At 43.1% G+C, this 22977-nt stretch carries 20 protein-coding genes; 7 read left to right on the plus strand and 13 right to left on the minus strand.

What is annotated here, in order from left to right:
* Positions 1-25: 25 nt before the first annotated feature.
* The 12 genes from ACRQQK_RS03295 to ACRQQK_RS03350 form a co-directional block, all read right to left on the minus strand.
* A complete protein-coding gene (locus ACRQQK_RS03295; RefSeq protein WP_042480161.1) occupies positions 26-682 on the minus strand; it encodes a riboflavin synthase in 657 nt (218 codons plus the stop codon).
* 4 nt (positions 683-686) lie between these two features.
* Positions 687-1808 carry a bifunctional diaminohydroxyphosphoribosylaminopyrimidine deaminase/5-amino-6-(5-phosphoribosylamino)uracil reductase RibD gene (ribD, locus tag ACRQQK_RS03300; RefSeq protein WP_457510046.1) on the minus strand — a complete coding sequence of 374 codons (1122 nt, stop codon included), beginning with the start codon at positions 1806-1808 and terminating at the stop codon, positions 687-689.
* A gap of 37 nt (positions 1809-1845) precedes the next feature.
* On the minus strand, positions 1846-2295 hold the full coding sequence (nrdR, locus tag ACRQQK_RS03305; protein WP_167413072.1) for a transcriptional regulator NrdR: 450 nt from the start codon (positions 2293-2295) through the stop codon (positions 1846-1848).
* Between the two features lie 164 nt (positions 2296-2459).
* Positions 2460-3710 (minus strand): glutamate-5-semialdehyde dehydrogenase, encoded by a 1251-nt coding sequence (locus tag ACRQQK_RS03310; RefSeq protein WP_457510047.1) that lies wholly within the window; start codon positions 3708-3710, stop codon positions 2460-2462.
* Between the two features lie 13 nt (positions 3711-3723).
* Positions 3724-4857: a glutamate 5-kinase gene (proB, locus tag ACRQQK_RS03315; RefSeq protein WP_457510048.1), complete on the minus strand. Its 1134-nt coding sequence runs from the start codon at positions 4855-4857 to the stop codon at positions 3724-3726.
* Positions 4858-4980: 123 nt separating this feature from the next.
* Positions 4981-5370: a sigma factor-binding protein Crl gene (gene crl, locus ACRQQK_RS03320; protein ID WP_457510049.1), complete on the minus strand. Its 390-nt coding sequence runs from the start codon at positions 5368-5370 to the stop codon at positions 4981-4983.
* Between the two features lie 106 nt (positions 5371-5476).
* Entirely contained in the window at positions 5477-6727 is a 1251-nt protein-coding gene (gene frsA, locus ACRQQK_RS03325; RefSeq protein ID WP_457510050.1) for an esterase FrsA, read from the minus strand.
* Between the two features lie 131 nt (positions 6728-6858).
* Positions 6859-7323 (minus strand): xanthine phosphoribosyltransferase, encoded by a 465-nt coding sequence (gpt, locus tag ACRQQK_RS03330; protein WP_457510051.1) that lies wholly within the window; start codon positions 7321-7323, stop codon positions 6859-6861.
* A 61-nt stretch (positions 7324-7384) separates the two neighbouring features.
* A complete protein-coding gene (locus tag ACRQQK_RS03335) occupies positions 7385-8674 on the minus strand; it encodes an NCS2 family permease (protein ID WP_457510052.1) in 1290 nt (429 codons plus the stop codon).
* Positions 8675-8939: 265 nt separating this feature from the next.
* Positions 8940-10259, minus strand: a complete 1320-nt coding sequence (locus ACRQQK_RS03340; protein WP_457510053.1) for a TRAP transporter large permease — start codon at positions 10257-10259, stop codon at positions 8940-8942.
* Positions 10249-10866 carry a TRAP transporter small permease subunit gene (locus ACRQQK_RS03345; RefSeq protein ID WP_457510054.1) on the minus strand — a complete coding sequence of 206 codons (618 nt, stop codon included), beginning with the start codon at positions 10864-10866 and terminating at the stop codon, positions 10249-10251. The genes ACRQQK_RS03340 and ACRQQK_RS03345 overlap by 11 nt, the downstream gene beginning before the upstream one ends.
* Before the next feature lie 58 nt (positions 10867-10924).
* Positions 10925-11941: a TRAP transporter substrate-binding protein gene (locus ACRQQK_RS03350; RefSeq protein ID WP_457510055.1), complete on the minus strand. Its 1017-nt coding sequence runs from the start codon at positions 11939-11941 to the stop codon at positions 10925-10927.
* Positions 11942-12162: 221 nt separating this feature from the next.
* On the opposite strand from ACRQQK_RS03350, the gene ACRQQK_RS03355 reads away from it, so the two are divergent.
* From ACRQQK_RS03355 to ACRQQK_RS03385, 7 genes are all read left to right on the plus strand, one after another.
* Positions 12163-13590: an NAD-dependent succinate-semialdehyde dehydrogenase gene (locus ACRQQK_RS03355; protein WP_457510056.1), complete on the plus strand. Its 1428-nt coding sequence runs from the start codon at positions 12163-12165 to the stop codon at positions 13588-13590.
* A 47-nt stretch (positions 13591-13637) separates the two neighbouring features.
* Positions 13638-14909, plus strand: coding sequence for a 4-aminobutyrate--2-oxoglutarate transaminase (gabT, locus tag ACRQQK_RS03360; protein ID WP_112403198.1), 1272 nt, complete (start codon positions 13638-13640; stop codon positions 14907-14909).
* Between the two features lie 83 nt (positions 14910-14992).
* Positions 14993-16774, plus strand: a complete 1782-nt coding sequence (locus tag ACRQQK_RS03365; RefSeq protein WP_112403200.1) for an aminotransferase-like domain-containing protein — start codon at positions 14993-14995, stop codon at positions 16772-16774.
* A 610-nt stretch (positions 16775-17384) separates the two neighbouring features.
* Complete coding sequence (locus ACRQQK_RS03370) at positions 17385-18857, plus strand: aminoacyl-histidine dipeptidase (protein ID WP_457510057.1); 1473 nt, start codon at positions 17385-17387, stop codon at positions 18855-18857.
* A gap of 258 nt (positions 18858-19115) precedes the next feature.
* The gene (locus ACRQQK_RS03375) at positions 19116-19559 is read left to right on the plus strand and encodes an ATP-dependent zinc protease family protein (RefSeq protein WP_112403204.1); all 444 of its coding nucleotides are present in this window, start codon (positions 19116-19118) and stop codon (positions 19557-19559) included.
* Entirely contained in the window at positions 19556-20461 is a 906-nt protein-coding gene (rimK, locus tag ACRQQK_RS03380) for a 30S ribosomal protein S6--L-glutamate ligase (protein ID WP_042480199.1), read from the plus strand. Before ACRQQK_RS03375 ends, rimK begins: the two co-directional genes overlap by 4 nt.
* Entirely contained in the window at positions 20421-21527 is a 1107-nt protein-coding gene (locus tag ACRQQK_RS03385; RefSeq protein ID WP_457510058.1) for a succinylglutamate desuccinylase/aspartoacylase family protein, read from the plus strand. The genes rimK and ACRQQK_RS03385 overlap by 41 nt, the downstream gene beginning before the upstream one ends.
* 76 nt (positions 21528-21603) lie before the next feature.
* On the opposite strand, the gene ACRQQK_RS03390 is transcribed toward ACRQQK_RS03385, so the two are convergent.
* Complete coding sequence (locus ACRQQK_RS03390; protein WP_457510059.1) at positions 21604-22959, minus strand: sodium-dependent transporter; 1356 nt, start codon at positions 22957-22959, stop codon at positions 21604-21606.
* Positions 22960-22977: the final 18 nt, after the last annotated feature.

A 22977-nucleotide genomic window follows, 5' to 3' on the forward strand; every position in this document is an offset into this window, starting at 1 on the left:
TCAATCGGGTTAAAGTAGAACAGAGTTAAGCAAAACCGTTCTGTTGCAGAAATTCCATCGTCAATCGAGATTCAGGTTGTTTTGCCTGCTCTCTTCCTTGCAGTAAACGCTCTAGATAACGCGCTAATACGTCCACTTCCAAATTCACTTTTCGTCCGACTTGGAACGAATCGATCGTGGTTTCCTGAGTGGTGTGAGGAACGATGGTCAGTTTAAATGCGTTCTTACGTAAATCATTGACGGTCAGACTAATACCATCAACGGTAATTGAGCCTTTCTCTGCAACGTATTTATTCAGTTCTTCAGGTAATTCAACCCAGAATTCGATAGCTCGGCCTACGATGTTGCGCTCGACGATTTCGCCAACGCCATCAACGTGCCCCGATACAATATGTCCACCAAAGCGAGTAGTTGGCAGCATGGCTTTTTCCAAGTTCACCTTGTCGCCAGCTTTGTAATCGGCAAAGCCTGACTTTTTCAGTGTTTCCAGCGATAAGTCAGCGCTGTAACTCGTGTCATTAAAGTCCACGACAGTTAAACACACACCGTTAGTCGCAATACTGTCACCCAACTTAACATCAGACATATCCAGTTTGCCGACATTGACAGTGATGGTAACGTCTTCGCCTTTTGGTGTGATTGCGGTAAGTTGGCCGACCGCTTCGACAATTCCAGTAAACATATGATTAAACTTTTCTTTTTGATTCTATTGGCATAGGTACGGCGACAAGTCGAACGTCCGAGCCCACCAGCCGGCAATCTTTAATATCAAGCTCCAGCACTTGCTGCATATCCGTTAAGCCAAACGCGCCGAATAAACCGCGACCGTCACAACCCATAATTTTAGGTGCCAAATACAAAACAAGCTCGTCAACCAATTGCTCTTCAAGCAAAGATTTGGCAAGCGTCGCTCCAGCTTCTACCCAAATATGGTTGATATTATGTGTCTTGGCTAATGTCGCGAATGTTTGGCGCAAATCTAGCTGACCTGATTGGTTCACTTCAACGATGACTTCAGCATTTTCATTACTGACTCGCAATACAGGAGAGTGAGAAGCATACAGTGCTAGCTGCGGATGTAATTTATTCTGCCTGTCCAGAATGACGCGAGCAGGTTGACGCAATTCTGCTTCAGGATAGTGTTCTTTTACGCTTTCAGGCAGCTCATTCCAACGCACGGTTAATGATGCATTATCATCAATAACCGTTTGGCTTGTAGACAATATTGCGCCTGCTTGTGCTCTATAATTCTGAACATTTTGGCGAGCCTGTTTTGATGTTATCCACTGACTCTTGCCGTTAGCAAGTGCGGTTTGGCCATCGATACTGGCTGCCATTTTCAGTTGGACAAACGGCATGCCTGTTTGCATTCGCTTGATGAATGCAGGGTTCAACGCTTTCGCATCCGACTCCAGCAATCCAACTTCAACCTCAATACCGGCATCACGCAGCATTTGAATACCACGACCAGAGACCTGAGGGTTAGGATCCTGCATTGCACAAATGACTTTAGAAACGCCAGCGTTAATCAGGCCTTCAGCACATGGAGGTGTACGTCCGTAATGAGAGCATGGCTCCAAAGTAACATAGGCTGTCGCACCGCGAGAAGATTCGCCTGCCATACGCAAAGCATGAACTTCGGCATGAGGTTCACCTGCGCGGTAATGGAAACCTTCACCAACGATGGATTCGCCTTGGGTGATCACACAACCGACATTGGGGTTGGGTGCAGTGGTAAAGCGACCTTTTTGAGCGAGCTTAATCGCTCGCGTCATCATTTGGTGATCAAAAGGGGTAAACTTCGGCATCATCTATTCTTATTCAGGGAATTTCGAGCGCTGGAAATCAGTCTTCTAATTTGGCAATTTCTTCGCCAAATTCACGTACATCTTCGAAACTACGATAAACCGAAGCAAAACGAATGTAGGCGACTTTATCTAATTCTTTAAGTGCATCCATAACAAGATTACCAATTAGCTGGCTAGGCACTTCTCGCTCGCCAGTGGCTCTTAATTTGGATTTAATCGTGCTTATCGCAAGCTCAATAGAATCTGCGCTCACAGGGCGTTTTTCTAATGCTCGTTGCAAGCCGCCAATCATTTTTTCTTCGTCAAAAGGTTCGCGATTACCATTAGATTTAATGACTCTAGGCATCACTAATTCTGCGGTTTCAAAAGTAGTGAAACGTTCGCTACATGCAAGACATTGGCGACGACGACGGACTTGGTGTCCATCAGCCACAAGACGGGAATCGATGACTTTCGTATCGTTTTCAGAACAAAAAGGACAATGCATACCACCTCCATAGTAAGGTTCCGTTGACTTTTCGAGCAGAACGAAACCTTGGCTAGTTTACAGGAATCACTAATATTAAGAAAACAAAAAGGGGCGTTATACGCCCCATTTCAATGGATTAATTGCTTAAAATACAGAATATAACTGCAGTTCGAAAAGAGTAATTAAGCACGAGAAAGATAATTTGCCTTACCCACCCATTTGTAACTCGTTAGCTCTTCCAAGCCCATTGGTCCGCGTGCATGCAGTTTTTGCGTCGATACCGCAACTTCTGCACCCAAGCCAAACTGCGCGCCATCAGTGAAACGAGTTGAAGCGTTAACATATACTGCCGCAGAGCCCGCTGAGTTAATGAATTTTTCAGCGTTGAACAGATCATTGGTCATGATGGCATCGGAGTGGCTCGCATTGTGCTCACGCATGTGTTCAATCGCTTCATCGACATTCTGAACCACTTTGACGCCTAAGGTGTAGCTTAACCACTCAGTATCAAAGTCGCCGTCTTGAGCATCGCGAATTTTTTCTGCCGATTGCATCAGAGCTTTCGCTTTCGGCTCTGCAACGAAGGTTACTTTACCATTCAATTTCACCATCAATTTTTCAAGCAGTGATTGAGCGATATCCTGATGAACTAATAGTGTATCTAACGCGTTACACGCCGATGGACGTTGTACTTTCGCGTTTTCAATCACATCAACGGTTTTGTCCAAATCAGCACTCTGATCAACGTAAATATGACTGATACCAAACCCACCAATAATCACTGGGATAGTGCTGTTTTCTTTACACATTTTGTGCAAACCAGCACCACCACGAGGAATGATCATATCCACGTAATCATCCAGTTTAAGTAGCTGAGAAACCAGTTCACGATCCGGTTTTTCAATGTACTGGACTGATGCCGAAGGTAGCTGTGCTTTTTCTAGTGCGGATTGAATAACCTTGACCAACTCCATGTTGGAGAAAAAGGTTTCTTTTCCGCCACGTAAAATAGAAGCGTTACCCGTTTTTAAACACAAAGCGGCGATGTCGATGGTCACGTTTGGTCGCGCTTCGTAGATAACGCCAACCACACCAAGCGGTACACGACGACGAGACAGCGACATACCGTTTTCCAGTACTTTACTGTCAATTTCGCTACCAACTGGATCATTGAGGCTGATGACATTACGCACATCGTTTGCAATGCCCGTTAAACGTTCTTTATTCAGTAACAGACGATCGAGCAGTGCGTCCGATAAGCCAGCTTCACGGCCTAGTTCAATATCTTTTGCATTAGCAGCCAGAATGATGTCTGCATTGGATTCAAGCTCATCAGCAATAATTGATAACGCTTGGTTTTTCTGTGCTGTTGTCGCTGTAGCGAGTTGAAAAGCTGCGTCTTTCGCCGCTTTCCCCATAATAGTTAAGTCCATGCCTATCCTCGATTTATTCTTGGATCACGACCATATCATCTCGGTGAACGACTTCTGAGCCGTAATCATAACCAAGGATGTCGATAATCATTTTACTGTGTTTGCCTGCAATTTTTGCTAGGTCTGAATTTGAATATGCTGCGATACCACGTGCGACAAGCTTTCCAGCTTTATCAGTCACTCGAACTACTTCACCACGGGAGAACTGACCATGAACTCTCACAACACCTTTTGCAAGCAGGCTGCTGCCTTTTTCATTGACCGCTTTAACCGCACCATCGTCAATCACGATATCGCCCGAAGCAGATGGCCCCGCCAGTATCCAGCGTTTGCGATTTTCCAATGACTCTTCTAAAGGTAAGAAGCGAGTCCCTTGGGGTGTATCACTCAAAGAGTCAAAGATTACGTTTTCAGCACGACCTGCGGCAATAATCACTTCAATACCTGCTCGACGTGCAATATCAGCCGCTTGCAGTTTGGTAGCCATACCACCAGTGCCCAACGTAGTGCCACTGCCACCCGCGATTTTACGCAAGGTGTCATCAATGGTTTTGACCTCTTTAATCAGTTCCGCATGCGGATCTTTACGAGGGTCGGCGGTAAACAGACCTTTCTGGTCAGTCAGTAGCAGAAGTTTATCCGCACCACATAAAATGCCAACAAGAGCAGACAAGTTGTCATTGTCCCCTACTTTGATTTCACTGGTCGCTACCGCATCGTTTTCATTAACCACAGGGATAATATCGTGTTCAACTAAGGCATTAATGGTGTCACGCGCATTCAAGAAACGTTCACGATCTTCAAGATCGGCACGGGTTAACAGCATTTGACCAATCTTGATGCCGTAGATAGCGAACAGTGACTCCCAAACTTGAATCAGCTGGCTTTGTCCAACCGCAGCAAGCAACTGTTTGCTCGACATCGCGTTGGGCAGTGCGGGGTAACCTAAATGTTCTCGGCCTGCTGCAATCGCACCCGAAGATACAAGCACCACCGAGTGGCCTTGTTTTTTGAGTTCTGCACACTGACGAGCAAGCTCGACCATATGAGCTCTATCAAGAGCTAGAGTGCCACCGGTAAGAACACTGGTTCCTAGTTTTACAACGACAGTTTGCGTTGCAGTTCCGCTTTGCTGATTCGTTTTCATGCCTTCTTCTTCAAATTGAAAACAGTTAAGAGAAGATGTTTTAGCAATCAACCGCGCTGAGCACAAGAAGAAAAAGGTGCTAAATAGCACCTTTTACGTTCAGTAACATTCAAATAGCTAAAATCACACAAATTCTGCAGATTCTTCATGCATAGAAAGCGTTAAGCCGAAACGCTCACCTAACGTTTGCTCTAGCTTTTTATGAAACTCTTCTTGGTTTTGAATAACGTCAGATAACACAGATGCAGGAATAGCCTTCAATTCCCAATCACCCGCTAAGTTGTAACGTCCTGATTGATATTTTGCCTCATATCCGATATCTGTCTGGTCAAGTACCATCCACCATCCCCAGAATTCACGTTTTTCTGGCGACTTTTTGTCATCCACACAAGCAGCTAAACAGTCAAAAAAATAGCTACCTTCTTTACATTTTCCTTCACGTAAATAGGGGCCAATTGCTTTAAATGCGGATAATAATCGGTAGTGTGTCGGATTTTTCGTCCCTTCCGGCATAGGATTCTCCATTTCTATCGATAAGAATAAATATCACTACTATCTATATGCCTTAAAAAGCATATATTTAGTACAAATATTACTCTTAACTAATTTAGGAGAAATGTCACCTACAGAGTTCCTCTTGAAGCCACTTTATCGCCAAATCGAGGGATTGCTCATATCCTTGCGAAATTGTTTTGCTTTTTATCTGTTTAGCTTTGCCACCTTGGCTAAAAATCGCCGCTAGTTGGTTGTCTGAATGTGGCGAGACAGGATCACCTTCTAACCCTAGAGCTAGAATCGGCACTTTCGTACGTCGGCTACTCAAGAAACCTTGTGTTTTTAATGACCAAGCCTTCAATTGCCCAGATAAACTATCAATATCCACCACATCCTTGCCTAATCTTGATGACAATACGTCGAGATACATTTTAGGCATCTGCTTAAGCTTGGTCGGCGATGTCCACACATCATGGAGAGGCGCACCGATTGCAACACAGGCTTTGACTTTTTCTTGCTCTAGGAACGACAAACGAACCATAGCATTGCCGCCAAAACGGAAACCAATTAAACCAATACAGAAATGGTCAACCCAAGGGATATCTCCCAGTTGGTTGATCACAGCTTGGTGCAGACAAGAAGTATCTTCAGTGAGTGGCCACTGGGAACTGTGACCGATAGAAGGCATATCTATGGTCAACATCGCGATATCGTGCTTTGCCAGATAATCACGGAACAAACGCCACATATCGGTCTGTAAGCTATCCAACCCTGCACTCACTATCACTACTGGATGAGGTTTATCAGTGTTGGTCAGATGTAAGTAACCAGAAAACTTTTTATTTTGATAAGTGAAATCCAGTTGCTTGACGATGTATTTGGTTAACTTGGCTGCTTCAGAATAGGCCTTATTGGCCAACACTTGAGCTTGCAGCGCTAAATTGTCATTTCTCAGGTGCGGATAACCAGCAATACTAAAGCAAAGAGAAGCTTTGAAGAGTTCTTCCGCTGCATCGTCTCCCTCTAATACAGAAGCGGTTTTCTGATGCTGCATACCAAGACGCGTCCACTCAAATGTCCAGTTGCCGTTGTGATACCCCATGACAGTATCAAGCCAATCGTCATCAGTGCGAGAGTGTGTAGAGGATGCAATACGAGATAGCACTTCCTCTTGTTCGATAGGATTAACACCTTGCCACACCCATTGCAGACGACGCACATTGCGATACCAAGAGTATTTTTCTTGTTGCTTCTTCTGCTGTAAAAACTCCATATTACTAGGCATGTATTGAGTCAGTGCTGATGTTTCTTTCGCTTGCTTACGCTTTACAAACAACGTTTCTGACAAATTAGTATTTTTATCTTCTTCAGACATAACCCAGTCTCGCTCAACGAACCATCTATTGGGTTCATATAGTAATAAAAAAAATGACCCATGAAAGGGTCATCTTTGAGTAAATGCTATTTTTTAAGCAAAAGCCATGTTTAAACAACAGCAATGTAGGTTTATTTACGCTTACGATTTACTGGCTCAACAAAAGACAATTGCATATCCCAAGGTTGTTCAATCCAAGTATCTTGTTCGATATCTACGACATACTCATCAACCAAGTCTTTACCTGCTGGTTTAGCACATACAGTTACGAACTTAGCTTTTGGATACATTTCACGAATTTTACGTGCTGTGTCGCCGCTATCAACCAAATCATCAATGATCAGGAAGCCTTCTCCGTCATGCTCTGGTGCTTTTAGTACACTCATATCACGCTGATGATCGTGGTCGTAGCTAGAGATACATACTGTATCTACATAGCGAATACCCAGTTCACGAGCGAGAATAGCTGCTGGTACTAAACCACCGCGGCTAACACCTAGGATACCTTTCCATTGTTCTGCAGGCATTTGACGCTCAGCGAGTTCACGACAATAGTTCTGCATATTGTCCCAAGTGATAACGAATTTTTTGCTCATTGTAATAAACCTAAATTAAAACATGTGAAGCGCAGTGTAGTTCACTGCGCCTATTAAATACTTAAGCGAAAATCAATTTAGCTAGGAAAATAGCTGTCATAAACCAAACGCTAACTGAAATCTCACGGCCTTTACCGCTCAATACCTTGATCGCTGTGTAAGAGATGAAACCAAGTACAATGCCTTCAGCAATTGAGTAAGTCAGAGGCATTAATAAACAGGTCACAACAACAGGTGCTGCTTCTGATAAATCACGCCAATCAACACTTATAAGTCCAGACATCATCAAGATAGCAACGTAGAACAAAGCGCCCGCTGTTGCATAAGCTGGAATCATCCCTGCTAATGGCGAGAAGAATAATGCAAGAAGGAACAAAATGCCAACCACAACTGCAGTTAAACCTGTACGTCCACCTTCTGCCACACCCGCTGTACTCTCTACATAAGAAGTCGTGTTCGAAGTACCCAGTAGTGCACCAATAGACGTTGCTGTTGAGTCTGCTAGCAATGCTTTGTTTAAGCGAGGAATCTTGCCATCTTTACCGATAAGGTTTGCTTTAGTAGCAACGCCCACCAATGTACCTGCCGTATCAAACAGGTCAACAAACAAGAATGCAAAAATGACTGAAATCATACCGATTTCAAATACACCGGAGAAATCTAATTGTAGGAAAGTAGGAGCAATACTTGGTGGGGTAGACATAACGCCATGCCATTGAACATCACCAAAAATCAAACCTAAACCTGTAGTAAGTAGAATTGCAATCATTACCGCGCCTTTTACGCCACGGTTAACCAGACCGATAGTCAGGAAGAAGCTTACTGCAGCCAATACTGGAGAAAGACTAGTGAAATCGCCAACAGAGACAAGTGTCGCTGGGTTGTCTACTACGATTTTTGCATTTTGTAGTGCAATAAAAGCAAGAAACAAACCGATACCCGCAGATATACCCGTTCTCAGAGCCATTGGAATTGAGTTGATGATCCACTCACGAATCTTAAATAGGCTCAAAATAATGAAAAGTACACCAGAGCAGAATACTGCTGCTAGAGCCACTTGCCATGTATAACCCATACCGAGAACAACGGAATAGGTAAAGAATGCGTTCAAACCCATACCTGGAGCTTGCGCAATTGGGTAGTTAGCAACTAAGCCCATAATGAAACAGCCAATAGCCGCAGCTAAACAGGTCGCTACAAAAACTGCGCCCTTATCCATACCTGTTGAAGATAAAATGGCAGGGTTCACAAAAATAATGTAAGCCATTGTCAGGAACGTAGTTACCCCTGCAATGGTCTCAGTACGCACGTTTGTGCGGTTTTCACTGAGTTTAAATAGCCTTTCCAGCATGATCGAGTCCTAATAAAGGTAAAAAGTAAACGGTTGCGTAAACGATTGGGCGCAGATTATAAAGACATCAGATCACAAATTCCAGACCGAATTTATTTTGATTTCAAAACAACTGATGAAAGATTATGCAAGTAAAATCATAGATGGGTGGGCTATTTTACTCATGAACACTGTTTTCATGGATATAAAGTAGCGTTTTTGCAAATGCTCTACCTTTGAATATTCATCTTAGGTAGAGCATGAAAACTAGATTAATGTGGAGTTATCAAGCCATCACTTTATTAGGTAGCCAAGTGACGATGTCTGGAAATACCATACAGATGATAAGCACCAACAATTGAACCAATATAAACGGCGTAACTGACTTATACAGATCCATCATTGTTACGCCTTTTGGTGCTATCCCTTTCAAATAGAACAGAGCAAAGCCATAAGGTGGAGTCTGCACAGCAATGACAATATTTAAAATCATCAATACGCCAAACCAAATAGGATCATAGCCAAGAGCAACGGCTACTGGTGTGAATATAGGTGCACACATCAGTACAATGATGAACTCATCGATAATGAACCCTAAAAGCAACATGATAACTTGAAACATCATAATGATAACGATGGGTGGTAAATCAAGATTACGAGTAAACCCTGACACCATTCCCTGTATTCCCATCAGTAAATGGAAATTACTGAATACAGAAGCGCCTAATATTATCCACATAGCAACGCTGACTAACATCGCAGTTTGCATACCTGATTTCATTAGAATTTCAGGTTTAAAACGCTTAAACAGTATAGATAGCAGAATGGCACCAGCCACGCCTAACGCACCGGACTCGGTGGGTGTTGCAATGCCTGCAATAATACTTCCCAAAACCACAACAATCAGAGCAAACGAAGAAGCCCCATCACGAATGGTTTTAAATAACTGATAGCCTTTTGGAATTTCAATGTCGTTGTCAGAATCAAATGGGGCACGTTCCGGCTTAATTTTACAGCTGATTACGACATACGTAATCAATAAAACAATCGTAATTAATGCAGGCACCATAGCGCCAAGAAACATTTTCCCCACTGAGTTTTGAGTCGCCGAGGCAAACATAATCATTGGAATACTTGGGGGAATCAATATGCCCAAAGAACCACCAGCCATAATGACACCGAGAGCCAGTTTTTTATCATAACCGCGGTCAAGCATAGGTTTTAAAGCAATACTACTGGACGTCATAATGCCCGCGCCAATAATTCCGACCATAGCGCCGATCATTGAGCACACACCAATAACACTAATTGCAAGAGAACCTCGCACACGGCCGATCATCAGTTGGCTGGCATTAAACATTGCGTCGCCAATTCCCGAACGAGTTAGGATTTGTCCCATATAGATATAGAGAGGGATAGCAAGAAGTATGAAGTTAAAAAAGGTACTCTCAACCGTCGTCGGAATAATATTAAAAAGTGCCTCCCCCCAAACTAAGTAGCCGACACCCATAGCGATCCCGCCTAGAGCTAGACCGACCTGAGCTCCGAGAGCAAATGCAGCTAAAATACAGCCCAAAAGGACTAGGGTTAACATCTCAATTCCCATTTGTGCTCTCCTTGTCAAAAACGGAATTCAATTGGTCGCTATCAACCTTAAAAGGCTGCTCTTCCAACGCTATATGTTGGTGAACTTCACCATTCAGTTCGCGGCCTTTGATCAAAAAGAACAAGTTAGAAATTAACTCTGTTGAATACTGGAGAATAAAAATCACAGATGAAACGCTAATCATCAACCAGAAATGATGCATTGCTGGCGCCCATTCACTCTGTGTTTTATAGCCGAATTGCAAACTCTCAAAAAACATCTCAAGACATACTTTTGCCATGACAGTCAAAAAACCGATCGCAATCACTCCGGTAAACAGATCAAAAATACGACGCGTTTTTTCAGAGACTTTAGCGTGAAAGATATCCACGTTGATATGCGCTTCTTTCTGTTGAGCGTATGCTCCACCTAACGCAGAAATATATCCAAATAAGAACAATGACGTGTCATAGCTCCAGATTGTCGGTTTACCTAAGATGTAGCGGGCAAATACTTCGTAAAAAACAATCGCCGCTAACACAGGAAGTAAATAAGAGACCGAGCGTCCAATTAAGCCGACAATGTACTTTATGAACTGACAATACTTCAGTAAGAGGACTTCCATCATACAATTTATCCCTAAAAAAACAGGTGAACCCCTCTCGAAGTCCACCTGATTGAATCCATTACTCTTGTTCTAAAATCTCAACAAGTTGTTTTGAGTATTTATCTTCACCTGCATACTCTTTTGCTAATGTCAGACCTGCATTTTTCCAAGCAGCAACGTCTTCATCTGACGGTTTAGGACTCCATTTCAAACCTTTTGCTTCCATTTCAGCAACCGCTTTAGATTCCCACAGTTTAGATTTCGACATTTGCTCTTGAGCATGTACAGCTGTTGCTGCTTTCACAATCGCTTGTAAATCAGCTGGAAGTTTCTTCCACTCTTTTTGATTGACCACAATAGGTAGAACCTGAGCACCAGCTAGTGGTACTGGGTACATATATTTCGCGACTTCTACATGGTTACCGTCGCGGTGATCAATCATGTTTGAACCGATAGAACCATCGATAACACCTGTAGCTAATGAAGTGTAGATTTCACTCCATGCAAGAGACACAGGCGATGCGCCAAGATTACGCAAGAATTTGCCATAAGCACCCGGCGCACGAATTTTTAAACCCTTAAAATCTTCAAGTGAATTGATCGGTTCTTTAGTGATGATATAAACAGGAGGCTGAATGTAAGGGTCTAACCATGTTAAACCTTGTGAAGCGTATGCTTCCTCCATCACTTTACCGAAGCCTTTATCATGAAACAGTGTTGTTAGTTCGGCCACATCAGAAGTACCACCAGGTAAGCCAACTTCTACAACACCAGCAGGAAACTCTCCAGCATGCATGGGTTGAAATGGTGCTCCCATCGTAATAAGCCCCGACTTCACCGCGCTTAGAATGCCACTGGTTCCTACTCCCTCTCCAGAATAAAGCACCTGAACGGCAATTCGACCATTTGACATGGTTTCAATATTTTTAGCCAAGTCTTCATAAACCTCACCAAATGCGGTACCACGGCCATAAAGGTTAGCAAAGCGCCAATTATATTCAGCAGCCATGCTAGCTGTTGAAGTAACCAAAGCACTGACACCAATAGCTGCAGCCAATACTGCTTTGGTAAATTTGTTTCCTTTCATTCCTAGCATAAGAAATTCCTCTTTCTCACATTGTTACACTTTTGTTAGCGATTTATTTCTTGGTTAAATATGAAGAACGGATTTCGAATGCGACAGTGCCAGAGGTGAAGTTGTTATGGTACCAGCACCGACTTCTTCGCTGGTACCAAAGTTTTGACACAACTGGTACTTAGATGACGCTGAGTTTTGAGACTACTATGCATACAACAGACTACAAAAGAGACACAAACATGGACCAAATCATTAACAAATCACTACTTAATGCGACTTGTCCTGAGAGTGACGAAGCGATTGCTGTCATTAACCCAGCGACTGACAAAGTTCTTGCTTATATCCCGTCAGTAGATACACAAACCATTCACTCGCTAATACAAGCTTCGAAACAAGCTCAAATCCTCTGGCAGCAAAAAACGGCGGCTGAGCGTTCAGTGATTCTGAAGCGTTGGTACGATTTAATGGTACAGAATGCTGATGATTTGGCTCGTATCATGACTCTTGAACAAGGCAAGCCTTTAGCAGAAGCGAAAGGAGAAGTGATGTACGGTGCTTCATTTATCCAATGGTTTGCTGAAGAAGGTAAACGCGTTTACGGCGAGACGATTCCTTCACCTACTGGTGATAAACGCCTGATGACGATAAAGCAACCTATTGGTATCGCGGCAGCCATTACACCTTGGAATTTCCCAATTGCAATGATTACCCGTAAAGCCGCTCCCGCTTTAGCTGCCGGTTGTAGTTTCATTGTGAAACCAGCAAATCAAACGCCACTCTCTGCCTACGCAACAGCAGAACTCGCTTATCAGGCTGGTTTACCAAAAGACTTGCTGGTCATAGTGAACAACCACTCTTCTGTGGCAGTGGGTGAAATTCTTTGTACTCACGAAGATATCAAAAAACTGTCATTTACAGGCTCAACCGAAGTGGGTCGAAATCTGATCAATCAATGTGCGAATACTATTAAGCGTACGTCAATGGAACTCGGTGGTAATGCACCATTCATCGTCTTTGACGATGCCAATGTTGAACAGGCGGTAAAAGGAGCAATTGCTTCTAAATTCCGCAACGCAGGACAAACCTGTGTGTGTGCTAATCGCTTCTATGTACAAGATGGTATTTACGATCAGTTCGTCGAAAAATTCACCGCTGCGGTTGCTGAATTAAAAATGGGCAACGGCCTTGAACCGGGCGTTAACATTGGACCGCTAGTGGATATCAAAGCGAAGAAGAGTGTTCTTGGCTATATCGATAATGCCGTTAAACAAGGTGCAAAAATAGTTCTGGGTGGTAAAGCAGAACAAGGGTTGTTTGTTCAGCCAACCATTCTGACTGAAGTAACTCAAGACATGGATATTACCCAAACCGAACTTTTTGGCCCAATAGCTCCAATCATTCGCTTCTATGACGATCAAGAATTAGTAGAAAAAGCAAATGACACCATCTACGGACTCGCAAGTTACTTTTACACCGAAAACATCAAACGTGCCTTCAACATCGCGGAAAAACTTGAATATGGCATGGTTGGTATCAATGAAGGGTTGATTTCAAATGAAGTAGCTCCTTTTGGCGGCGTAAAACAATCGGGCTTTGGCCGTGAAGGTGCAAAACAAGGCATCGATGAATATCTAAACATTAAGTATCTCTGTTTCGGCGGCTTTTAATCTTCATTAGCAACTGACCGATAACCACTGAATAAGGACAATCAAATATGACCAATATGGAATGGCAAAGCCGTAAAGAAAAAGTTGTCGCCAAGGGAATGGCAAATCTTGCACCGATTTATGCGGCAAAAGCTGAAAACGCTCTAATTACTGATATTGAAGGTAAAGAGTATATTGACTTTGCGGCGGGCATTGCAGTTAACAACACAGGCCACTCAAACCCACGAATCGTGGCAGCAGTAAAAGAGCAACTAGAGTTGTTCAGTCATACCTGTTCAATGGTTACCCCATACACCAGCTTTGTTGAACTGGCCGAAAAAATTGTAGAAATCGCACCGGGCGACTTTGATAAAAAAGCGGCATTCCTTACAACGGGAGCTGAAGCTGTTGAAAATGCCATAAAATTCGCTCGTGCGCATACTGGTCGCAGTGGTGTAATTGCATTTAAAGGCGGGTTTCATGGTCGTACCAACTTATGTATGGGACTGACAGGTAAAGTTGCTCCATACAAAGCGGGCTTTGGTCCTTTCCCCAATGAAATTTACCACCTGCCTTATCCAAACCGATACCACGGTGTTAGCGAGGCACAAAGCTTGTCTGCGTTAGCGGATTTATTTACCTGTGATATTGAACCGTCTCGTGTTGCTGCGATCATTTTTGAACCAATTCAGGGCGAAGGTGGCTTCTATCAAGCACCTAACGCATGGGTAAGTGAATTGCGTAATATCTGTGACCAACACGGAATAGTACTTATCTGTGATGAAATTCAAACTGGTTTTGCACGCACAGGTAAACTTTTTGCGTGTGAATATTTCGATGCAAAACCAGATTTAATCACTATGGCAAAAGGTATTGCTGGCGGTTTCCCTCTATCAGGGGTAGTGGGTAAAGCTGAAATTATGGATTCAGCAAACCCTGGCGGTATCGGCGGTACTTACGCAGGCTCACCGCTGGCATGTCGCGCAGCACTAGAAGTTATCGACATCATTAAAGAAGATAACCTATGCGAACGAGCTCAACATGTTGGTCAGCAATTCAAAGAAATACTGACTGTACTGCAAAAAGAAATCCCTCAAATCGGTGATATCCGTCAGATTGGCGCTATGATCGCGATTGAGCTAAATGATCCAACCACAGGACAACCGCTTGCAGATCTGACTAAACAACTGGTATTAAAGAGTAACCAGCACGGCCTCATTCTTCTTTCTTGTGGTGTAAAAGGTAACGTTATTCGCTTCCTTCCACCGTTAACAATTGAGCCAGAATTAGTCTCAAGAGGGCTGGAAATAGTTAAAACGCAACTACAGTCGCTTATTTAAAAGTGTAGAGAGAAAGTGAGCCGAATTTCACTTTCTCTCCTTTTTTGGACTTTAGATGCGGCGGTTACATAAGCGGGGAAGCTATGCTGTATCAATTTATTCATATCGACTCGCAAGATTCGAGAACACTGCAAGATCAAATCAAAAGCGACATCGCTAAAGCCATATTCGCAGGTTTTGTTCCAAAGCAAACCAGCATAACTTCCTCACGCCAATTAGCCGAAAAACTCAAAGTTTCCCGCAACACGATTTTACGCGTTTACGAACAGTTAGCCGAGGAAGGGGTACTTATACCAATAGAAAGAAAAGGCTATTACGTTAATCCTCAGCTTGAACTGAATAAGGCATCACCCGATCAGCAAAGCGCACAACCAGTCTCAACTCTCAATTGGGATGATTACTTAAACAGTGAACAGTCCCTCTCTGATGCCTCAGTAAAAGATCTTTCCAACTACCCTTATTTGTTCGTTAATGGCATGGTCGATGAAGATCTCTTTCCTGTGAGTGAGTGGCGTAAGTGCAGTATTCAATCTTTAAATAAAAGTAATCATCGTAGTTGGACATCAAACCATAATGATTATGAAGAGTTAATTGAACAGATACGTACTCGTGTTCTGACTAAACGTGGAATATTCGTTAACAAAGAAAATATCGCCATTACACTGGGTTGCCAAAATAGCCTTTACTACCTCACTCGATTACTGGTTTCTAAACAAACGTCAGTAGGTATGGAAAACCCTGGCTACCCAGAAGCACTTGTTCAGTTTCAAGCTCGTCGAGCAAATGTAGTCCCTATTGATGTCGATGCAAAAGGGTTAGTCATCGATTCTCGTCTCAACAATTGCAATTTGGTTTATACAACCCCCAGTAATCAGTTCCCAACCACCGTTCGTATGTCACCAGAAAGGCGCAGGGCACTTATTGAATCAGCGAATGAACATGACTTTTTGATTATCGAAGATGATTTTGAACACGATGTTAACTTCATTGAAGATAGCTGCCCTCCGCTGAGGTGCGAGTATCCAACAGAGCGAATCATCTACATATCCAGCTTCACCTCTACGATTGCACCAGGGTTACGGATTGGATTTATCGTTGCGGCATCGCCGTTAATCGATCAAATCAAAGCACTGCAAGTACGTACGCACAGTCTGCCACCCAAAAGTAACTGTCAGACCTTAGCTCTGTTCCTCAGTCTAGGCTACTACGACATGCTGACTCAGAAGCTACTTAAACGCTATAGAGAAAAGTGGTTAACGATGGAAAAAGCAATGAACTATTACTTTCCGCAATCCGGTGTTACTCCATCGTTAGCCGGAACCGCTTTTTGGGTTGACTATAAGGAAAGTTTTGATGCAACTCGATTTGAGCGACTTGCAGAAGAGAATGGTATTTTGATTAATAACGGGCAGAAGTATTACTGCTGCAACCACAAGAACAATAGCTTTAGATTGAGTTTCCAATCGATTCGCACCGAGAATATACGTGAAGGTATTGCTCAACTGGCGCGTATAGCTAAAGAAGTTTTACCCAATATTATATTGGCCGAATGCTCCGAACCGCCATTAACGGGACAACAAATTAGAGCTATGGTGACCAATAAAACACTGCTATCCAAAGATTGCTTCAATATCCCCTATCGGATCACTCTGCAAGCGGATGGCAAAATGATCGGAATTTCCGATCGCCCTAATGATATTGATGAAGGTTACTGGTGGGTAGAAAATGACAAATTTGTTTACCAATGGCGTAACTGGCAATTTTCAGATATTCGACACATTACGATCGTTTATGAAAACAATGAGCTGAAACGCTTTGATGAAGAAGGCTACTTCATTGGAGAAGTCAGTATCATTGAAGAGTAATACTTAACAGCAGGCAAAAAAAACGCCATCTGAGGTACAGATGGCGGCGAATCATATTAACCACACTTGGTTCACCAAGCTGTGACTAAAAGAAAATTCCAATATATAGGGGTGAACATTACTGTTCAAATCACATGCATTTGGTCTCACTCACCAAAGGCGTGTGGGGTGTAACATTGCCGATCGACGTAACATCTTTCATTAATATTACGAAGGTAAACTGGCTTCGAATGCATCGCTTTCGAATTGGTTACTAATATACCACAAAGAAAAAACATTACAAATTAATAGTGATTAAAATCACATTATTCTTATAAAACCTACAATAATGTCGGAATTATTGGTAATAAAATTACATAAATCATATTTTATTTTTGAAGTGCATAGCAAAATAAATGCAACTTATTGAGTAATCCAATTATACGTTACGAGTCGCAACGCATTTATCAAACTATACTCCGCAAAAAATCCCCTTCCTTGCTACTACTCGATTTAACGACTCAATGGTATGCTGTCACACAAATATTGCCCCGTCAGACAGGTTATTTCTCTACATATATAACCTTTCCTCACCATTTAATCGGGGTATAGATAAATAAAGGAGTCATCTATGTCTGAGTTCCATTCTGAAATTAGCACCCTATCACCCGCTCCAGTTTGGCAATTTTTCGATAAAATCTGCTCAATTCCGCACCCTTCAAAACATGAAGAAGCGCTAGCACAAGCCATTATTGGCTGGGTAACAGAACTTGGCATGGAAGTTCGCCGCGATACAACGGGCAACCTGTTTATCAAAAAGCCAGCAACTCCGGGAATGGAGAACAAGAAAGCTGTCGTGCTTCAGGCTCATATCGATATGGTTCCTCAGAAGAACGAAGACACCGACCATGACTTCACTAAAGATCCAATCCAGCCTTATATTGATGGCGAATGGGTAACGGCAAAAGGTACAACACTTGGTGCTGACAACGGTATGGGCATGGCGGCATGTTTAGCTGTACTAGCGTCAACCGACATCAAACATGGTCCACTAGAAGTTTTGCTTACTATTGATGAAGAAGCAGGAATGACTGGCGCATTCGGTCTTGAAGCGGGTTGGTTAGAAGGTGAAATTCTTCTAAATACCGATTCAGAACAAGAAGGCGAAGTTTATATGGGCTGTGCTGGCGGTGTTGATGCTTCAATGAAGTTCGACATCAAACGTGAAGCAATCCCAACCAATTTTGTCACTCGCCAACTTGTACTTAAAGGCTTAAAAGGCGGTCACTCAGGATGTGATATTCATACTGGTCGTGGCAACGCAAACAAGTTACTTGCTCGCTTCTTAGCGGGTCACTCAAATGAGTTGGATCTACGCTTAGTCGAATTCCGCGGTGGTAGCTTACGCAACGCCATTCCGCGTGAAGCATTCGTGACTGTGGCTCTTCCTGCTGAAAATGAAGCGAAGTTAGCGGAGCTATACAGCTTCTATACCAATCTAATAAAAGAAGAACTTGGCAAAGTTGAAACCAATATTGTTACATTCAACGAAGCTCAGCCAACCGCTGTTGATATGTTTACAGTTGAAACACAGAAACCATTCATTGCTGCATTAAACGCTTGTCCTAATGGCGTTATCCGTATGAGTGATGACATTGAAGGTGTGGTTGAAACGTCATTAAACGTGGGTGTAATTAAAACGGAAGAGAACCAAATCACCGTACTTTGCCTAATCCGTTCACTGATCGATTCAGGTCGCAGTCAAGTTGAAGGAATGCTAACGTCAGTTGCTGAACTCGCAGGTGCGTCAATTCAATTCTCAGGCGCATACCCAGGCTGGAAACCAGACGCAGATTCAGAAATCATGCATATCTTCCGTGACATGTATGAAGGTATCTACGGCAATAAGCCAAATATCATGGTGATTCACGCAGGTCTTGAGTGTGGTCTGTTTAAGAAACCTTACCCAAATATGGACATGGTTTCCTTTGGTCCAACGATTAAATTCCCGCACTCTCCAGATGAAAAAGTGAAAATCGATACTGTTGGATTATTCTGGGAACAAATGGTTGCGCTACTGGAAAATATCCCAGCTAAATCTTAAGTTTTTTAACAGAAAAGCCTGACACCAAGCCGAAGCTGACAGCTTCGGCTTTTTTGCTTATGAACAAATATTTTTGTCGATACGACCATTTTTTTTCATTAGCGAGACAATAATCACTACTGTTAGAGTGCGCGTCCTTGAAGTTCCCAGAGAAGTTCACCACACTCTATTCAGGGCATTACGTCTTCACGACGCATATGCGGGCTGTTCTCCATTTCAGCCTTAAATAAATTCCAAACAAAACACTAAGATACTGCGATGAAAGAAAAAATGACTGTCGGATGGCGTGAAAGACTTAGCCTTCCTGGGTTAGGTATTGAGAAAATTAAAGCGAAAATTGATACCGGAGCCCGCACATCTTGCTTACACGCATTTAAGTTAGAGAGCTTTACTAAAGAAGACAAACTTTGGGTTCGCTTCTGGATCCACCCTAATCAACACGATGTGGATACTGTAGTAGTTTGTGAGGCTGAAGTAATAGAAGAGAGAACAGTACGAGACTCAGGTGGTCATGAAGAATCTCGTTACGTTATTAAGTCCGACATCAGTTTAGGCGGACAAACGTGGCCTGCGGAAATTACATTAACCAATAGAGAAAATATGGCATTCCGCATGCTTTTAGGTCGCACCTCGATGCACCATAGGATTGTTGTTGATCCAACAGCATCGTTTTTAATTCCTTTTGAGGCACCCAAGTTATGAAAATTGGTATTCTGTCACGCAACTCTTCGCTATATTCAACCAAGCGATTAATCGAAGCTTGTAAGCAGCGTGGGCACGAAGTCAAAGTGATTGATGCTTTACGTTGTTACATGAATATCAATTCAGATAAACCTGAAATCCATTTTAAGGGTGAAGAGTTAGCTGGATTTGATGCGGTTATTCCACGAATTGGCGCATCAGTCACCTTTTATGGCACAGCAGTATTACGTCAATTTGAAATGATGGGTGTGTACCCAGCCAACGAATCTGTCGCGATAAGTCGCTCAAGAGATAAGTTACGCTCAATGCAGCTGCTTTCTCGTAAAGGGATTGGTATGCCGATTACAGGTTTTGCAAGTAAGCCAGATGATGTTAAAGATTTACTAGACATGGTTGGCGGTGCACCTGTAGTAATTAAACTGCTTGAAGGTACTCAAGGTATCGGTGTTGTTCTTGCCGAAACTCGCAAAGCAGCCGAGAGTGTTATCGAAGCCTTTATGGGCCTGAAAGCGAACATCATGGTTCAAGAATATATTAAAGAAGCTGGCGGTGCGGATATTCGCTGTTTCGTCATTGGTGATAAAGTTATCGCAGCAATGAAGCGACAAGGGGCTGAAGGCGAGTTCCGTTCTAACCTTCACCGTGGTGGTTCAGCATCACTGATTAAGATCACACCACAAGAACGTAAAACAGCTATTGAAGCCGCTAAAATCATGGGGCTTAATGTTGCTGGTGTTGATTTACTTCGCTCTGCGAGAGGACCTTTGGTCATGGAAGTAAACTCATCACCAGGTTTAGAAGGCATTGAAGCTGCAACCGGCAAAGATATCGCCGGAATGATTGTCGAATTTCTAGAAAAAAATGCGGCAAGTAAAAGGACAAGAACACGTGGTAAAGGCTAGAAAATATAAGAATACTGCATATGAATTTCTGGGGGAGAAAATTCCCCCAGCAACCAAGCGAGTCATAGAACTGGAGGGTGCGAAACTCTATACCCATTCGCCCCTTTCCATTCCTATCGAAATTATCCATGGCGCTTCACCGGGACCGGTACTTATGGTGAATGCCGCCATCCATGGTGACGAACTTAATGGTGTAGAGATCGTAAGACAACTTATTAACTCCATCGATCCTACTAAGCTCAAAGGTACGCTTATTACCGTACCTATCGTGAACGTCTTCGGCTTTATTCATAAGTCTCGTTATTTACCAGACAGACGTGACTTAAACCGCTGCTTCCCCGGCAGTGACAGCGGATCTCTAGCTTCAAGAATGGCGCATATTTTCTTTTCCCAAGTCGCGTTGAAATGTGATTACATCATAGACCTGCATACTGGTGCGATTCACAGAACAAACCTCCCTCAAATTCGAGCAGACTTAAGCAATCCAGAAACACTGCGTATTGCTCAGGCTTTCGCAACACCAGTAATTCTGGATTCCCCGCTCAGAATGGGCTCTCTACGTAGTGAAGCAGAAAAATCTGGTATCACAGTACTGACTTATGAAGCAGGTGAAGCGCTTCGTTTTGAGCCTATTGCGATCAGTGCAGGTGTCGTTGGTGTCAAACGTGTGATGCAAACTATTGGTATGCTACGCGCTAGCCGCAAAAAACTACCAAGCTCTGTGATAGCAAAATCGACCAGTTGGTTACGTGCTGAAGCAGATGGAATCTTACGTACCGTAGTGTCACTCGGCGATCGTGTAGATAAAGGTCAAGTATTAGCTTACATCAACTCACCGTTGGGCAACGTCGAAGTTGAAGTCAAAGCCAACAAAGGCGGTATTGTTATCGGTCAGCAGACACTACCTTTAGTGAATGAAGGTGACGCAGTATTCCATCTCGCTTACTTCACTCAAAATGACGACATGGTTGAACAACTAGTGGGTGATTTCATTGAAGAGTTTATCGAAGTGGATTTAGAGCCTCTCACCACAGGGCAAATCATGCCGCCATCCCCCTCGGAATAGCAAGAACAATAAACTCTGCTTTTCATGCATAAAAAAACCTTGGTATCACTACCAAGGTTTTTTGTTTCTGCTTGGATTAACCAAACGAAGCCCAGATAACCGTTGCTACTAAAATTGGGCAGACAAACTTCACATACCAAGGCCAGATTTTTCCAAAAGTGCTTTGACGGAACTCTGGGAAGCCATGCTCCAATTCTTTAAGCTTAGCGTTACGATTCCATACCCAACCACCAAACAAACAGAACATCAATGCTGCTGTCGGTTGCAAGTACTGTGTAGCAGTGGTAGCCACTAAGCCAAACAGTTCACCAAAGTTGTAAACAATCACGACACTGAACAGAGCAATCAGCCCACCTAAAACCCAACTTGTTGGTGTACGTTTAGTGTTAAAGCGTTCTGATACCAAAGCGACTGGACATTCCAACATAGAGATAGATGAAGTCAGCGCAGCAATCGTCAACAACAAGAAGAACACGATTGCAAATAACTGACCTAATACGCCTAGGCTATCAAACATTAAAGGCAGAACCGTAAAGACCAAAGTATCCGAACTCAATAGTGAACCGTCTTCTGCGTATATCTGTACACCTTTATTCATTGCTACAAACATAGCAGGAAGAACAACAAGACCCGCAATAAAAGCGACACTGGTATCCACTAACGTCACGTTCATCGCCATTTTCGGCAGATTTTCTTTCTTACTTAAGTAAGAACCGTAGATCAGCATTGAACAACCACCAATGGTCAAAGAGAAGAATCCTTGTCCCATCGCAGCCAAGATCATTTTACGGTCAAAAATCTTTGTGAAATCAGGTACTAGGTAATGCTGTAAACCTTCCATAGCACCCGGTTGCATCATGATGTAGATGAACAGAACACCAAATAGAACGAACAGCGCTGGCATTAAGCGGGTTGACCACTTTTCAATACCTTGTTTAACACCACCTTGAACAATCAAGATAGTGAGAACATAAAACACTAAAGTACCGAATAAGTTACGTTCAACGCTAAAGCCTTTAAACCAAGCGGTCGCACTTTCCATACCCAGTAACTCTGTAATAGCGCCAAGCATAAAGCAGATGATCCACCCACCAACGATGCTATAAAACGCCAGTACGGCACTAGGAACACTCAGACCTAACCAACCGACTAATGCTCCAGCTTTCTTAGCTGTAGGGTTAGGCGTCAGTGAACGCATACTATCAACAGGGTTTGCTTGTCCTGAACGTCCAATGGCCATTTCAACCACCAGCATAGGGAACGCAACCACTAAAATGAGAACCAAATAGACTAACAGGAATGCGCCACCACCATTACTGGCTGCCTGAGTGGGGAAACCCCAAATATTTCCAAGGCCAACTGCAGCACCAGCTGCGGCCAACACAAACCCAAGGCGTGAACCAAAAGTTTCGCGGGTATTACTCTGCGTCATCACTACTCACAATAAATA

The sequence above is a fragment of the Vibrio sp. C8 genome, from assembly GCF_054051265.1.

Coding starts and splice junctions, on each gene's coding strand:
- ACRQQK_RS03295 (WP_042480161.1), bottom strand. CDS start 682: ATGTTTACTGGAATTGTCGAAGCGGTCGGCCAACTTACCGCAATCACA.
- ribD (WP_457510046.1), bottom strand. CDS start 1,808: ATGCCGAAGTTTACCCCTTTTGATCACCAAATGATGACGCGAGCGATT.
- nrdR (WP_167413072.1), bottom strand. CDS start 2,295: ATGCATTGTCCTTTTTGTTCTGAAAACGATACGAAAGTCATCGATTCC.
- ACRQQK_RS03310 (WP_457510047.1), bottom strand. CDS start 3,710: ATGGACTTAACTATTATGGGGAAAGCGGCGAAAGACGCAGCTTTTCAA.
- proB (WP_457510048.1), bottom strand. CDS start 4,857: ATGAAAACGAATCAGCAAAGCGGAACTGCAACGCAAACTGTCGTTGTA.
- crl (WP_457510049.1), bottom strand. CDS start 5,370: ATGCCGGAAGGGACGAAAAATCCGACACACTACCGATTATTATCCGCA.
- frsA (WP_457510050.1), bottom strand. CDS start 6,727: ATGTCTGAAGAAGATAAAAATACTAATTTGTCAGAAACGTTGTTTGTA.
- gpt (WP_457510051.1), bottom strand. CDS start 7,323: ATGAGCAAAAAATTCGTTATCACTTGGGACAATATGCAGAACTATTGT.
- ACRQQK_RS03335 (WP_457510052.1), bottom strand. CDS start 8,674: ATGCTGGAAAGGCTATTTAAACTCAGTGAAAACCGCACAAACGTGCGT.
- ACRQQK_RS03340 (WP_457510053.1), bottom strand. CDS start 10,259: ATGGGAATTGAGATGTTAACCCTAGTCCTTTTGGGCTGTATTTTAGCT.
- ACRQQK_RS03345 (WP_457510054.1), bottom strand. CDS start 10,866: ATGATGGAAGTCCTCTTACTGAAGTATTGTCAGTTCATAAAGTACATT.
- ACRQQK_RS03350 (WP_457510055.1), bottom strand. CDS start 11,941: ATGCTAGGAATGAAAGGAAACAAATTTACCAAAGCAGTATTGGCTGCA.
- ACRQQK_RS03355 (WP_457510056.1), top strand. CDS start 12,163: ATGGACCAAATCATTAACAAATCACTACTTAATGCGACTTGTCCTGAG.
- gabT (WP_112403198.1), top strand. CDS start 13,638: ATGACCAATATGGAATGGCAAAGCCGTAAAGAAAAAGTTGTCGCCAAG.
- ACRQQK_RS03365 (WP_112403200.1), top strand. CDS start 14,993: ATGCTGTATCAATTTATTCATATCGACTCGCAAGATTCGAGAACACTG.
- ACRQQK_RS03370 (WP_457510057.1), top strand. CDS start 17,385: ATGTCTGAGTTCCATTCTGAAATTAGCACCCTATCACCCGCTCCAGTT.
- ACRQQK_RS03375 (WP_112403204.1), top strand. CDS start 19,116: ATGAAAGAAAAAATGACTGTCGGATGGCGTGAAAGACTTAGCCTTCCT.
- rimK (WP_042480199.1), top strand. CDS start 19,556: ATGAAAATTGGTATTCTGTCACGCAACTCTTCGCTATATTCAACCAAG.
- ACRQQK_RS03385 (WP_457510058.1), top strand. CDS start 20,421: ATGCGGCAAGTAAAAGGACAAGAACACGTGGTAAAGGCTAGAAAATAT.
- ACRQQK_RS03390 (WP_457510059.1), bottom strand. CDS start 22,959: ATGACGCAGAGTAATACCCGCGAAACTTTTGGTTCACGCCTTGGGTTT.